Below are 14299 nucleotides of genomic sequence, written 5' to 3'. Positions count from 1 at the left end.
ACAATAGCATCTAACTTATAAAAGAAAACCCGCTTCATTTGAAACGGGTTTTTTTATACTATTTTAAGAAATCTAAGAAGTCTAAAATTTAAAACTGCTCTCTTCCAGCAAAGTGAAATGCACCTTCGATTGCAGCATTTTCGTCGCTGTCTGAACCGTGAACTGCATTTTCTCCGATAGAAGTTGCGTATGCTTTACGAATAGTTCCTTCAGCAGCTTCAGCTGGATTTGTAGCTCCAATTAAAGTTCTGAAATCTTCTACCGCGTTGTCTTTTTCTAAAATTGCAGCAACAATTGGTCCGCGAGACATGAATTCAACTAATTCTCCGTAAAAAGGTCTTGCAGCGTGAACAGCATAAAATGCTTGAGCATCAGCTACAGTTAATTGAGTTAATTTTAATGAAACGATTTTGAAACCACCATTAGTGATCATTGCTAAGATATTCCCGATGTGTCCGTTTGCAACAGCATCTGGTTTAATCATTGTAAAAGTTCTATTTGTTGCCATTTTATATTTTATTAAATTTTGTGCAAAAGTAGACTTTTTTTATGAATTGATTTTAATAAATTCATAATTAAAACACGATAGAATGGCGTTTTGGATAAGAAAAGCTTTTTATTAAAATCATATCAGTAATATAAGTTCATTTAATTGTTTGTAGAACATATTCCAGAATTATGAAACATCCTAAAATAAACTTATATTACTAATGTTGGAAAATATTTTTTAAACTTTGAATATTAATCTATTTCTATAGAAAATCCATAAAATGAAAGTCCAGATTGCGACATAAACTAACGCTCCAGCCAAAGAAGCTGTCATTGGATTATTAAAAAATGGCGCAATACAAAAACTGTATAAGTAGCTTAAAAGATTAATTTGTTCTTCAGGATTATGTGGGTTTTCAAACTCAATCATTACCAAAACTTGTGGAATAATCTGCGAAGTAAAAAACACAATCATTGGATTAACTCCCCAAATTAACAATGGTTTAAAACCTTTTTTGTAATCTGCTATATCAATCACATAATATAATATGGCCAGAAAAGTTGTTGCTAATCCAGTAGTGTATAAAACATAACTACTAGTCCAAATCGATTTATTTAGTGGAAAAACAATACTCCAAAGCAAACCGGCAATAATAAGCGCCACACCGGCAATAATCATTTTTTGCACTTTTTGAGTTTTAGCAATTTCACGCTGTAATAACTGTCCAATCAGCAAACCAATAATTCCATTTACGATTGATGGAACGGTACTTAAAATTCCTTCTGGATCCCAAGTTATAGTTTCACGGTACATGTGATCTTTCAATAAAATGCTGTCAAGCCATGATGCTAAATTAGTTCCTTTCTCCAGATTTGCAGCTCCAATTCCCGGAACTGGAATTAAAGTCATTATTGCCCAATATCCTAATAATAAGATTACTCCAGTTATAATTTGAGTTTTTTGGGAGGTTTTTAGATACAATAGAGAAACTACAAAATATACTATTGCAATTCGCTGTAAAACTCCCGGAAGACGTACATCATGATAGGCTTCTAAGCCACTGTAAGCAAGAAATAGATAAATAACTAAAATAGAAAAAGCCAAAATATTTTTAATTTTAGAACTGAAATTTCCCATTAAGGCATAACCAACAGCTATTGTTATCACTAATCGGCCAACAAGAAGTGGAATGCCGTCAAGACCAAACAATTGAATTTTGCCAAAAAAGTTAAAGAAAATCCCCAGACAAAGCATTCGCAGTGAACGCACTAAAATTTTATTAAAAGTCGTACTGTCATAAAATTTTTCAGGCATTGCAAGCGGAACAGCAACTCCCATAATAAAGATAAAAAATGGAAAAACTAAGTCGGTTAATGTACATCCGTGCCATTCAGCATGTAATAAGGGAGGATAAACATTTCCCCAGTCTCCAGGGTTGTTTACAATAGTCATCAATAAAATAGTCAGTCCACGAAAGACATCTAGCGAAATTAAGCGTTCTTTTACCATTGGTTTTGGGTAAATTGGTTAATTAATAATTTAAAAAATCGCTATTTGGTTTGGAGAATAATAAATTTGAGAGATATGTGGTTATTTGTTTCTCAAGAATTATTAATTGTTTTTAGCCACGAATTCACGAATTATTATTTGAATAATTCGCAAATTCGTGGCTATCTTTTTATATTGTAATTATATTAAAATTAGTTTCTAATGGTTTTAATTTTTGAATCAAAATCGGAATTAACTGCTCGCCTTTTTCTAAATAAAATTCAGAAAAATTAGTTTGGCGTTCCTGTAAGCTTCTGTTAGGGAATAATTCTAACTGCAAATCAATTACACGCTGTAATTCATTTTCTAATTTGCGTTTTTGTGCTTTTAATAATCTTTTTTCAAGATTTTCTAAGCCTTTTTTCTGTTTGGTTTCCTGCGCTTTTACTGCTCCACTAAATGATTTGTCGGTTTGCTGTGCAAGCTCGTAAAGATATTCAAATTGTTTTTCGAGAGTTTCTTTCTGAGGTGTTAAGTCGATCGGAAACGGAGATAATTTATGGGTAATTGTATTTACTAAATCAGATGATTTTGTAAACAGATCTTTCCAGTTTAAACCTAATTTGTCTGCTTTATGAGTTTGTTTTTCAGTATTTAAAAGCACAGAATTACGAACCAAAAGCATTGGAAAAGTAATATTTACAGCATCAAAAAATGATTTTAATTCTAACCAATACGCAATTTCTCCACCTCCGCCAATGTAGCACAAATTAGGCAAAATGATTTCCTGATAAAGCGGACGCATAATTACATTTGGGCTAAATTTCTCTGGATTGCTTTCTAATAATTTTAAAATTTCTTCTTTAGAAAACGAGATTTTAGTATTGTTTACGAAGTATTTATTGTTTTCGAAAATAATTCGTTCACGCAAATCATCTTCAATATAAAATAAATTAATTTCGCGCGGGGTTACTTGAATTGTGTAGTCTTTTAAGTGTTCAATGGTTTGCTGAACGGTTTTAAAAGAAGTTTGCTGTTCTAATTCTTCTTTAACAAAAGGAATAAAAGCACGTTTTAAATCGGCATCATCTGCATCTAAAATGACTAAACCATAATTAGCGAATAAACTATTTGCTAAAAATCGTGTAGCGTCGGCAAGATTTTCATGTTTTAGATATGCTTCTTCAAACAGTTTTTTAAGAACATTAGCATTTGTGCTTGAACCGAGTTCTTTTGAATATATTTCGAAAAATTCCGCTAAACCTTCTGTAGAAAGTCTTCCAACCGGACCGGTACTTTCTTTATTCCATCTGAATTTTTTTCCTTTAAAATTAAAATAATTAATCTCTTCAAAATCATGATCTTCCGTTGCCATCCAATAAATTGGCACAAAATTATATGTCGGATACTTCGATTTTAATTCCTTAGTCAAATTTATTGTCGAAATGATTTTATAAAGAAAATATAAAGGACCACTGAACAAATTTAATTGATGCCCAGTTGTAATTGTAAAAGTACATTCGTGTGATAAAAGCTCGATGTTTTGTTTTGTAGCATCTGAAATTTCTATGTTTTGATATTGTTTCTTTAAAGTTTCAACCAAAGGAATTCGGTTGGCGTTATCAAAATTAGATTGCTTTTCAATGATTTGTTTTTCAAAGTTCTCCAAAGTAGGAAAATGATTGTACAGCGGTTTTAATTCTGATTTTTGATCTAAATAATCGTTTATCAATTTAGAAAAATATCCAGAAGTTTGATAGCTGATACAGTCGGTAGGCATAATTTTAAATTTATTTTTGACAGCAGTAAATTTAATGAAAATATACAGTTAAAAGCGGTTTTAACAATTGCTTATTACCTGATTTTTTATTTTTATTTTAAAGTTCATATAATCAAGTTTTTAATATTGAATTGGAAGAATGTTTTTTGAAATACAAAACACATTAAATTTGTTAAAAATACACGTCAGTTCTGAAAGTAATTGCTTGAAATGTGAATTATTAATAACGAAATTATATTTTTGTAACCAAAAAAAGATATATCCATTTTACATGAAAAATAACCCAAACCAGAAGAATTCCCTACGACATGTTCTTTTTGGTTCTTTGATTGGAACCACAATTGAATTTTTTGATTTTTATATTTATGCTAATGCGGCCGTTTTAGTTTTTCCGCAATTATTTTTTCCTAGTGCTGATTCCACTATGGCAACTTTAGAATCTTTAGCTACTTTTTCTATCGCTTTTCTGTCTCGTCCTTTGGGTTCTGCTTTTTTTGGACATTATGGAGATAAAATTGGACGTAAATTTACCTTAGTTGCAGCTTTATTGACAATGGGTATTTCGACAGTGGCCATTGGATTTTTGCCAAGTTATGCCAGTATTGGCATTGCCGCTCCATTATTATTGATGTTATGCCGATTTGGGCAAGGCGTTGGTTTAGGAGGCGAGTGGGGCGGAGCAGTTTTATTGGCTATAGAAAATGCACCTCCAAACAAACGTGCATGGTATGGTATGTTTCCGCAATTGGGTGCTCCAATTGGACTTTTACTTTCAGGAGGTACTTTTTTATTCCTGACTGATTCAATGAATAATGAAGATTTTATGAATTACGGCTGGAGAATTCCTTTTATTGCAAGTTCACTTTTAGTTGTTGTGGGTTTTTATATCCGAACTAAAATTACAGAAACACCGTCATTTGAAAATTCTAAAAATGCACACGAAGAAGTAAAAGTTCCGTTTTTAACTTTGGTTAAATCTTATAAAAATCAATTAATTTTCGGTACGTTCGCTGCCATTACAACATTTTTGGTATTTTATTTAATGACTGTCTTTACGTTAAGCTGGGCTACTTCAGATTTAGGTTATGCGAAAAGAGATTTCTTATTGATTCAATTGTTTTCAGTATTGTTTTTCGCCTTGTTTATTCCAATTTCGGCTGTTGTGGCGGATAGAATTGGAAGACGCAAAGTGTTAATTATTACAACAACTGTTATCGCTGTGTTTGGATTTTTCTTTTCCTATTTTTTAAATTCTGGTAATTCTGTCATGGTAACTTTCTTTTTGTGTTTAGGAATGGCTTTAATGGGATTTACTTATGGGCCTCTAGGTACTTTTTTATCAGAATTGTTTCCAACAACCATTCGTTATTCAGGAGCATCTTTAACTTTTAACCTGGCAGGAATTCTAGGTGCGGCTTTTGCGCCAATGATTGCAATTTGGCTGGCAAGCACGTATGGTTTAACTTATGTAGGTTTTTATTTGACTATTGCAGCTTGTATTTCCTTGTTTTCTTTATTGGTAATTAGCAAAAAAGAACATAAATTTTAAATATTTTACAGATATATAAAAAGCAGTAATTGAAAAATTACTGCTTTTTTTTTAACTGACTTTTATTGAAGATAAAAAAACAAACCCAATGAAATTTATAGCTTAAATAAAGGCTGGCCAAAATTATTTGGTCAGCCTTTATTTTTAATTAAAACCAAAACCCCAACCAATAAAATCTTTTCATAAAAAGTCACTAAATATCCCGTATTTTTGCAAAAAATAATGCATCCTTGAAAACTAAACTATTCATAGTCACGCCTCCTTTTACACAGCTCAATACGCCTTATCCGGCAACAGCTTATATAAAGGGATTTTTAAATACTAAAAATATCGAATCATCTCAGGCTGATTTAGGTATTGATGTGATTTTGGAATTGTTTTCAAAAAAAGGATTAGTTGATTTGTTTCAAGTTTCAAGTTTCAGGTTTGAAGTTGCAAACGCTGAAGTTTCTGATAATTCTAAACGTATTTTTGCTTTACAAGACGAATACATCAAAACTATTGATGCTGTAATTCAGTTTTTGCAGGGAAAAAATCCAACATTGGCATTGCAGATTTGTCAGGAAGATTTTCTGCCAGAAGCATCTCGTTTTGCTCAATTAGAAGAATTGGATTGGGCTTTTGGAACAATGGGAACGCAAGACAAAGCCAAGCATTTGGCCACTTTATATCTTGAAGATATTTCAGATTTTATAGTAGAATGTGTTGATGAAAATTTTGGCTTCAGCAGATATGCAGAGCGTCTTGGCCGAAGTGCAAATTCTTTTGATGAATTATATGATGCTTTACAGCAAAAACCAACTTATATCGATTTGATTTTAATTTCGATATTAAAAGAAAAAATTGAAGCTGTAAAACCTACATTCTTTTTAATCTCTGTTCCCTTTCCAGGAAATTTGTACAGCGCTTTTAGATGTGCACAATGGTTAAAACAAAATCATCCTGAAATTAAAATTTCGATGGGTGGCGGTTTCCCGAATACCGAATTGCGTTCTCTTTCTGATAAGCGTGTTTTTGAATTCTTTGATTTTATTACTTTAGATGACGGCGAAGTTCCAATAGAAGAATTAATTTTCAATTTAGAAAATCCAAATTACAATTCTTATAAAAGAACTTTTTTATTACAAAACGGAGAAGTTGTCTATAAAAATAATTCCCTAAAACACGATTACAAACAAGCTTATGTCGGAACGCCAGATTATTCTGGTTTGCCTTTGGATAAATATATTTCGGTTATCGAAATCGTAAATCCTATGCACAGAATGTGGAGCGATGGACGTTGGAACAAACTGACAATGGCGCACGGCTGTTATTGGGGAAAATGTACTTTCTGCGATATTTCATTAGATTACATAAAGGTTTATGAACCAGTTGCGGCGAATTTACTTTGCGACCGAATGGAAGAAATGATGCTGCAAACTGGGCAGAATGGTTTTCATTTTGTTGATGAAGCAGCACCGCCGGCACTGATGCGTGCTTTAGCTTTAGAAATTTTACGCCGAAAATTAGCGGTAACATGGTGGACTAACATTCGATTTGAAAAGAGTTTTTCTAAAGATTTATGCCTGCTTTTAAAAGCCTCTGGATGCATTGCCGTTTCTGGCGGTTTAGAAGTAGCTTCAGATCGATTATTAAAATTAATAGACAAAGGTGTAACGGTTGAACAAGTAGCAAAAGTCACCCGAAATTTTACCGAAGCCGGAATCATGGTGCACGCCTATTTAATGTACGGATATCCAACGCAGACCATTCAGGAAACGGTTGACAGTCTCGAAATGGTACGTCAATTGTTTGAGGCCGGAATTCTGCAATCTGGTTTTTGGCATCAATTTGCGATGACGGCTCACAGTCCGGTTGGTTTGTATCCAGAGAAATTTGGAGTAACAAAAACAACAGAAACAATAGGAAATTTCGCCAATAACGACATCGATTATACAGATTCAACCGGAATCAATCATGATAAATTTAGTTTTGGATTAAAGAAATCGCTCTTTAATTTCATGCACGGAATTTGTTTCGATTATGACCTTCAAGATTGGTTCGATTTTAAGATTCCAAAGACTACAATTGACCCCGATTTTATTTTTAATGCACTCGAAGAAGAAAATGATTTTACTACCAAACCAAATGCAAAAGTAGTTTGGCTTGGAGGAAAACCTTCTGTAGAGCATTTTACAAAATCTAAAAAAGGCCAAACTTGGGAAATGATGACTTTTACTTTTCATGATAAAAAGGAAAGTTTCAACATCCAGACCAATAAAAATGAAGGCGAATGGCTGGTCGAGATTTTAAAGAAAATCACAATTTCAAATACAAAAAACTATACTTTTCAAGAAGTAAAAGCAGATTTCGAAACGGAATTAAATGATTTTGAATTGTTTTGGTATTCAAAACCAATTAATACTTTGCGTGAGTTTGGGTTATTGGTATTGTAGATTTTTAAGACTTTCTAGTTTTTAGTTACCCAATAATGAAAATCTCTTTCTAAATCATAAGCCATTCTTTTTACACTTCTTCTAATAATAAAATAAGGAATTCCTAACATTACTGACATGTGAATTAAAATAAAAGGAAAGAAGAAAAAAGGTGCAGGACTAGGATTGTTGTCAACAAAAAAAAGAGAACCAAAAATAAAAAATGAATAGAAAATAAGCATTATTCCTAAAAATAGAATCATTCTTTTCTTAAAGCCATTAATTTCAGCATTTATATTTAACTGGCTATTATCTTCAGCGAAATGCCCGGTTACTTTTGCAAACGAATAATTAGTGTCAAACAATTTTTTTCTCTTTTTTAATTCAAAAAAATTGTTTTCAATATTGCCTTTGTATTCATTTGTACTAGATTGAAAAACTTCAAAAGGCACATACCCTAAATTAGATTCATCTACATGCATTCTGAATTTTTGAATGAAATCTGTTTTTGAAACAGGCAACTGTATAGTAAGATCCTTGATTAGATGTATTTTTCTTAAAAAATTATTCATGTCTTTTTATTGATTTGAAGACCAAATATAATATTATTAGTGAAATAACAAATAAGCCATAATAATTAATTAAAAGTAGAAAAATCAATATTCCACAAATGTTCCATCAGCAGGAATCGCAGTTTTTGATAAAAGATTATTTTCTGCTAATGCATTTTTTAATTGCTTTCTTGTTGTGGGGCAATGGTTTAAAGCTTCTAAATGATTTGCAAAGACTTTTCCCGGCGCAAGTGCAGTAAATTTTAAAATATCATTCATTCGCATTAATAAAGGCTGGCCAATATCTAATCTCGCAGTTCCGCAGGCGACAGTTGCAATATCGGGTTTAAATTCAACCAAAACTTTTTGTACATGTTCCGTGAAAACGGTATCTGAACTTATATAAATAGATTTTTCGTTGGCTAGCTCAATAAAAAATCCCATAACATTTCCCATTAATTTTGCTATAAATCCATAGCCGTGAATGGCAGGAATTCCTGTTATTTTACCGTCTAGAAAAGACTGAGGTTCCCAATAATTTAGAGTTTGAGTAATATTTAATCCTCTTTTTGTTAATTCTTTTTCAATTTGTACACTGCAGGTTACCGGAATGCTTTTTCGTCTTAAAAAAACTTCACCAGCTTTGTCAATATGATCCGGATGCAGATGGGTTATAATGCAATGCGTCACTCTGCTCAATATTTCTCTGCTGTTTTTTGGCAAAGAAACCAATGGATTTCTGTGAGGATTATATCTAAAAATGGTAAAGGGCGGAATCGTTTTTCTTTTTCCTAACATCGGATCAACTAAAATCACATGTTGCTCCGTTTCAATAACTAAAGTCGCGTTACGTAAATGATGTAATTTCATATCGGGGAAAATTAGAACTTAAAAATACGAAGATTTTTCAAATTTAATTTACAGATTTTTCTTTATTTTTAACAGAATCGATGTTGATTGTGATATGAAATTTTAAGCTGTTTATTCAATCGAGAACCGAAACCCGATGCCGTGCAGATTTTCTATAGAAATTCCTTTTTCATTGACTAAAATTTTACGCAAACGTGAAATAAAAACGTCTAAGCTTCTTCCCATAAAATAATCGTCGGTACCCCAAAGCGAAGTTAAAATTTGTTCTCTTTTTAAAACAGAATTTTTATTATCAAGAAACAATTTCAGCAATTCGGCCTCACGCTGCGTAAGACTTATTTTTTCGTTTTCATTAAAAAGAATAAAATTGTTGGTATCAAATTGATACTTTCCAATTTCGTAAACTGATTTTTCGATCGGAATATTTTTCTGCGAACGTTTTAAGAAAATTTCAATTTTCAGCAGCAATTCTTCAATACTGAAAGGCTTTACCAAATAATCATCGGCACCCAATCGCAAACCTTTAATTCTATCTTCTTTTAAAGTTTTGGCAGAAAGAAAAATTATAGGAATATCAGTATTCACTTTTCTGATTTCAGTAGCCAATTCAAATCCATCCATTTTTGGCATCATGATATCGAAAATACAAATGTCAAAATTGTCTTTTTTAAAAGTTTCTAAACCCAGTTTTCCATCACAGCAATGCACAACTTCATAATGGTTTTGCTCCAAATTATCTTTGGTTAAAAATGCTAAAGTTTCATCGTCTTCGGCATAAAGTATTTTGAAGTGTTTCATTTTTTATAAGGAATTGACAAAGTTATAGTTATGCCGTTTTCTGGGTTATTTTCGGCTTTTATTTTCCAATTCTGAAGGTTGCAAATTTCTTTTACATAATATAAGCCGAGTCCAAAACCGTTTACTTCGTTGCTTTTTTCGTTTTGCGCACGGTAAAACTTATCAAATATAAAAGAAATATTTTTAGGAGAAATACCAATTCCGTTATCAACAAAAGCTAATTTTAAAATTTGATTTTCTACTGTTATGCGAATTAGAATTTCAGGTTTTTCATTACAATATTTTACAGCGTTATCTAATAAATTATAGACTAGATTATTAAAGTGAAAAACATCTGTTTCGATTTGATAATCAGCTGATAAAGTTTCAATATTAATAATGGCTTCAGGATATTTCAATTGAATATTTTCAATCGTTTCTCCAATAATAGGGACGATTAAAACTGTTTCTTTTTTTAGTTCTAAAGGAGCATAATCTGATTTGGCAATATTTAGAATCTTTTCAATATGATTGTTCAGTTTGTGACTTTGATTTATAATAATATTGGTATACGTATGTAGTTTTTTGTCTTCCTTAATCGGGTTTTGTTCGCTTAAATATTTTGATGCAATCAAAATAGAAGACAGAGGTGTTTTAAATTCATGGGTCATATTATTAATAAAATCGCGCTGTAATTCAGAATATTTCTTTTGCTGCAAAAGTGTGAAAATGGAATAAACGTAAATCAGTAAAATCAAAATTAAAGCGATCGAAAGTACGAACCAAAAGCGCATCGAACTGAATAAATATGTGGTTTCGTTAGGAAAACGAACGGCAAAGTAATAAACCAGATTTTTATGTTTTGGAAAATAAACTGTCTTTTTTGCTTTTCCTTTTTCAGATAAAGAAATGTAATTTCCATAAACCATTTCGTCGCTTTGACAATTGTACATGGCGTACTCAAAATCGGTCGTAATATTCATTTTTTTGAATTCTGTTTTCAAATAGAATTCTAAAATATCCGGTTCAAAATCATTGTCAATGTTTACGATATAATAATCGTTGGCAATTTTCTGAACAGGATTTTGAGCCGGCAATTCGTGATTAGTGCCCTCGTACAATTTTTTAGCAACTTCAAGCAGTGCAATATGCGCCTTTTGACTCAGTTTTTTTTGCTCTAAAGTAAACGCCTCTTTTGTCCACAGCAATTGCGCCACCAATATGCTGATAATGGCGATTAATCCTAAAAGGATGATGCTGTTGAGTTTGTTTATTTTCAAGAAAAATGTCTTTTTTAAAATGTAATATTAATCAAATTTAGACTTAAAAACAGCTATTAACAAGTCGTTAACAAAGATTTGATAGCGGTTAACAGCGATTCGATTTTATCTGAGGTACTTTTGAAATACAAATTTCGAACTATAAACCATTAATACATATAACTATGAAAATTATTAAAATCTCGATGTTAGCTTTAGCTCTAGGCTTAATGTCTTTTTCAGCAATTGTTCCTGTAAAAACACTAGTTTCTAAAATTGAAGCAACAGCTTCAACAATTGTTTGGAAAGTAGAAACTGTTGATGTTGGAGAAATTCCACAAGGAACTCCAAAAGCAATTGTTTACGAATTTAAAAATACTGGAAAAACAGCTGTTGTAATTACAAACGTTCAAGGATCTTGTGGTTGTACTGCAACAGATTATACTAAGGAGCCAATTTTGCCTGGCAAAACTGCTAAAGTAACAGCAACATATAATGCGGCAAATAAAGGAGCTTTTACAAAAACAGTAACAGTTACAACAAGCGCTGAAACTGCTCCAAAAATCCTTACTTTAAAAGGAACTGTAATCTAAAAATAAAAGGTTGGTTATAAAGCGAAAAACTCCAAATATGTGATGTATTTGGAGTTTTTTTATACGTTAAACTGAAAGTAAATTCAGTTTAAAAATGGTATTGTAAAGGCAGTATTAATTTTCATGTAAAAGATTTGTTTTCAGTAAAACTTTTCTATTTTTATTAAAAATATTATTATGAAAATTTTCTATTCGCTCGTAGCTTTTATCGTTCTTTTTTTGGCTTTTTCATGTAATTCTAAATCAGAAAAAAAAGAAGATGCAAAGCAAACTGCAGAAAAAGTAGTGCCGGAACTTAAAATCTTTATTGATAGTACTCAGATTTCTAATTTTTATGCTACTTATCCAAAACTGAATAAATTTCAAAACGAGGTTTTAGCTTTATACAAGAAAAATAATTCGACTCAATTATGGCTGGACAATAAAGGCGTAGTCGAATTTGCCAATACATTATTTAATAAATATAAAAATTTAGAAGAAGAAGGTCTTAAAGCTAATTTTCCTTACAATGAAAAAATTAGTCCTGTCTTTGAGCAAATTGCCGAAAACAAATTATCTCAAAAGGATACTGATTTGATGATTACCAATTTATACTTTTACTATGTTCAAAAAGTTTCTGGAGTGGATGAAAAAACAACTAAATCATTAGAATGGCTTTTACCTCGAAAAAAAGTAAATTATCAGGTTTTTTCAGATTCGATTCATAAAAAATCAACGATCAGTGATGATAAAAAAAGCAAAATGTTCAGCCAGTATTACAAACTTCGCGATGCACTTCATGAATACAGACAAATCGAGAAAAAAGGAGGCTGGAAAAATATTGAAACAGCAGAAGATTTTAAAAGCTTTAAAAAAGGAGGTTCTGCTGCTGCAATTGCACAAATCAGAGAAAGACTTTTTTTAACAGGCGAAATTAAGGAAAACAATAAAAGTTCTATTTATGATGATGCTTTGATTGATGCTGTTAAGGATTTTAAATTGCACAACGGGAATATTGTAAACGAAAAAATCCTGCCAGAACATATTGCTGAAATGAATATTCCGGTTTCAGACAGAATTAAAACTATTATTGCAAACATGGAACGATGCCGATGGATTGATCCTGAACTTGAAAAAGGAAAAGAATTTATTGAAGTAAATATTCCGGAATTTAAATTATACTTGATTCGAAATCGAGAAATCGCCTTTGTTTCGCCAGTTGTTGTTGGAAAAGCAATGACGAAAACAGTTATTTTCAGTGGTATGATGAATAATATTGTCTTTAGTCCATACTGGAATGTTCCTACAAGTATTATCAATAAAGAGATAAAACCCGGAATGGCAAAAAATAAAAACTATCTGGCTCAAAAAAATCTTGAATGGAATAATGGCGCCGTGCGACAATTACCGGGAAAAAACAACTCGCTTGGTTTGGTGAAGTTTTTATTTCCGAATTCGAATAATATTTATCTGCACGATACGCCAGCGAAAAGTTTATTTGGAAGAGAAAGCAGAGCTTTTAGCCACGGTTGTGTACGTGTCGAAAAACCAAGAGAATTGGCTATCGAATTATTAAAACAAGATCCTAATTGGACACCAGCGCGAATTGATAAAGCGATGCACGCCGGCAAAGAAAGCTGGTACACACTAAAAAAGAAAGTTCCAGTGTATATTGGATATTTTACGGCTTGGGTAGACAGAAAAGGACAAATAAATTTCTACAATGACATTTATAAAAGAGATGAAAGCCTGATAAAATTATTGACGGAAGAGTAAAAAACTTACAGTAATTTTCACGCAGATTTGACAGATTAAAGCAGATTTAATTAGATTTTATTAAGTTTCTCACAATAAATAAATCTGCGTACTTTCTGCTTAAATCTTTTTAAATCTGCGTAAAAAAACTATTTACTCAAAACATCAATACATTTATAAAAACGATTAGTATAATGTTCTGTATCAAGTGAGGTAATCGTTACGCTATTTACTTTTCCAGAAGAAGCATGAATAAATTTAGACTGCATGCCGTTGGCCTCGCAAATAATGCCGAGATGGCCAATAATTGTTTTGTCTTTGTATCCGTAAAAAACTAAAATATCTCCAACTTTAAAATCTTCTGGATTTAATTTTTTGCCAATATTTTTATATTCGCCTGAACTTCTAGGCAAGTTTACATCAAAATGATGAAAAACATAGCTGACAAATCCAGAACAGTCAAATCCTTTTTCAGGATCGCTTCCAGCATATACATAAGGTGTTCCTAAAAAGTTTTTAGCATATGCAGCAATTGAATCTCTTTCAATTTGCCCTTTCGTTTTGTTAATGGCGTAGACCTCTGTTTTGGTTTCTTTTTTGCAAGTGAAAGAAGAACATAATATAGCTGAGAAAAATAATATGTAAAGGGTTGATTTCATTTTTTGTAAGTAATAATGGGGTTTAATTTTATAAAGATAGGCCGTTGTTTTTGAATATCAAAGGAATGGTTTCTTGTGTTTTGTAAGAATTAGGAATAAAAACCTAAAAATTGATGTATTTATGTGGTGTTTTTT

Annotated in this window: 12 protein-coding genes; 4 read left to right on the top strand and 8 right to left on the bottom strand. The window is 31.6% G+C overall.

Annotated elements, in window-relative coordinates; genetic code table 11:
- Positions 1 to 88: 88 nt before the first annotated feature.
- The 3 genes from IR010_RS13255 to bshC form a co-directional block, all read right to left on the bottom strand.
- On the bottom strand, positions 89 to 508 hold the full coding sequence (locus IR010_RS13255; protein ID WP_026984871.1) for a nucleoside-diphosphate kinase: 420 nt from the start codon (positions 506 to 508) through the stop codon (positions 89 to 91).
- A 219-nt stretch (positions 509 to 727) separates the two neighbouring features.
- A complete protein-coding gene (locus tag IR010_RS13250) occupies positions 728 to 1999 on the bottom strand; it encodes an acyltransferase family protein (protein WP_194604475.1) in 1272 nt (423 codons plus the stop codon).
- A 169-nt stretch (positions 2000 to 2168) separates the two neighbouring features.
- Positions 2169 to 3758, bottom strand: coding sequence for a bacillithiol biosynthesis cysteine-adding enzyme BshC (gene bshC / locus IR010_RS13245; RefSeq protein WP_194604472.1), 1590 nt, complete (start codon positions 3756 to 3758; stop codon positions 2169 to 2171).
- Between the two features lie 271 nt (positions 3759 to 4029).
- On the opposite strand from bshC, the gene IR010_RS13240 reads away from it, so the two are divergent.
- Together IR010_RS13240 and IR010_RS13235 are read left to right on the top strand one after the other, a co-directional pair.
- A complete protein-coding gene (locus tag IR010_RS13240) occupies positions 4030 to 5307 on the top strand; it encodes an MFS transporter (RefSeq protein WP_029272733.1) in 1278 nt (425 codons plus the stop codon).
- 230 nt (positions 5308 to 5537) lie between these two features.
- Complete coding sequence (locus tag IR010_RS13235) at positions 5538 to 7742, top strand: B12-binding domain-containing radical SAM protein (protein ID WP_194604469.1); 2205 nt, start codon at positions 5538 to 5540, stop codon at positions 7740 to 7742.
- Between the two features lie 14 nt (positions 7743 to 7756).
- Here the strand turns inward: IR010_RS13235 and IR010_RS13230 are convergent, their stop codons facing one another.
- From IR010_RS13230 to IR010_RS13215, 4 genes are all read right to left on the bottom strand, one after another.
- Positions 7757 to 8293, bottom strand: coding sequence for a hypothetical protein (locus tag IR010_RS13230; RefSeq protein WP_194570027.1), 537 nt, complete (start codon positions 8291 to 8293; stop codon positions 7757 to 7759).
- Between the two features lie 84 nt (positions 8294 to 8377).
- Entirely contained in the window at positions 8378 to 9142 is a 765-nt protein-coding gene (locus IR010_RS13225; RefSeq protein WP_194604466.1) for an MBL fold metallo-hydrolase, read from the bottom strand.
- A gap of 111 nt (positions 9143 to 9253) precedes the next feature.
- Positions 9254 to 9940: a response regulator transcription factor gene (locus IR010_RS13220; protein ID WP_194604464.1), complete on the bottom strand. Its 687-nt coding sequence runs from the start codon at positions 9938 to 9940 to the stop codon at positions 9254 to 9256.
- The gene (locus tag IR010_RS13215) at positions 9937 to 11199 is read right to left on the bottom strand and encodes a sensor histidine kinase (RefSeq protein ID WP_194570024.1); all 1263 of its coding nucleotides are present in this window, start codon (positions 11197 to 11199) and stop codon (positions 9937 to 9939) included. The genes IR010_RS13220 and IR010_RS13215 overlap by 4 nt, the downstream gene beginning before the upstream one ends.
- 164 nt (positions 11200 to 11363) lie before the next feature.
- Between IR010_RS13215 and IR010_RS13210 the strand changes: the two genes are divergently transcribed.
- Together IR010_RS13210 and IR010_RS13205 are read left to right on the top strand one after the other, a co-directional pair.
- A complete protein-coding gene (locus IR010_RS13210) occupies positions 11364 to 11771 on the top strand; it encodes a DUF1573 domain-containing protein (RefSeq protein WP_194570022.1) in 408 nt (135 codons plus the stop codon).
- 177 nt (positions 11772 to 11948) lie between these two features.
- The gene (locus IR010_RS13205) at positions 11949 to 13526 is read left to right on the top strand and encodes a murein L,D-transpeptidase (protein ID WP_194604462.1); all 1578 of its coding nucleotides are present in this window, start codon (positions 11949 to 11951) and stop codon (positions 13524 to 13526) included.
- Positions 13527 to 13654: 128 nt separating this feature from the next.
- On the opposite strand, the gene IR010_RS13200 is transcribed toward IR010_RS13205, so the two are convergent.
- A complete protein-coding gene (locus tag IR010_RS13200; RefSeq protein ID WP_194570018.1) occupies positions 13655 to 14164 on the bottom strand; it encodes a C40 family peptidase in 510 nt (169 codons plus the stop codon).
- Positions 14165 to 14299 lie beyond the last annotated feature (135 nt).

This window comes from Flavobacterium sp. MR2016-29, from assembly GCF_015350695.1.
In the GTDB taxonomy this organism is placed as follows: Bacteria; Bacteroidota; Bacteroidia; order Flavobacteriales; family Flavobacteriaceae; genus Flavobacterium.
This window is presented reverse-complemented; position numbering and strand designations above follow the sequence as displayed.

What these genes read in the sequence shown, in the direction of transcription:
- IR010_RS13205 (WP_194604462.1), top strand. Translation starts at nt 11,949, where the DNA reads ATGAAAATTTTCTATTCGCTCGTAGCTTTTATCGTTCTTTTTTTGGCT.
- IR010_RS13255 (WP_026984871.1), bottom strand. Translation starts at nt 508, where the DNA reads ATGGCAACAAATAGAACTTTTACAATGATTAAACCAGATGCTGTTGCA.
- IR010_RS13225 (WP_194604466.1), bottom strand. Translation starts at nt 9,142, where the DNA reads ATGAAATTACATCATTTACGTAACGCGACTTTAGTTATTGAAACGGAG.
- IR010_RS13200 (WP_194570018.1), bottom strand. Translation starts at nt 14,164, where the DNA reads ATGAAATCAACCCTTTACATATTATTTTTCTCAGCTATATTATGTTCT.
- IR010_RS13240 (WP_029272733.1), top strand. Translation starts at nt 4,030, where the DNA reads ATGAAAAATAACCCAAACCAGAAGAATTCCCTACGACATGTTCTTTTT.
- IR010_RS13250 (WP_194604475.1), bottom strand. Translation starts at nt 1,999, where the DNA reads ATGGTAAAAGAACGCTTAATTTCGCTAGATGTCTTTCGTGGACTGACT.
- IR010_RS13230 (WP_194570027.1), bottom strand. Translation starts at nt 8,293, where the DNA reads ATGAATAATTTTTTAAGAAAAATACATCTAATCAAGGATCTTACTATA.
- IR010_RS13210 (WP_194570022.1), top strand. Translation starts at nt 11,364, where the DNA reads ATGAAAATTATTAAAATCTCGATGTTAGCTTTAGCTCTAGGCTTAATG.
- bshC (WP_194604472.1), bottom strand. Translation starts at nt 3,758, where the DNA reads ATGCCTACCGACTGTATCAGCTATCAAACTTCTGGATATTTTTCTAAA.
- IR010_RS13220 (WP_194604464.1), bottom strand. Translation starts at nt 9,940, where the DNA reads ATGAAACACTTCAAAATACTTTATGCCGAAGACGATGAAACTTTAGCA.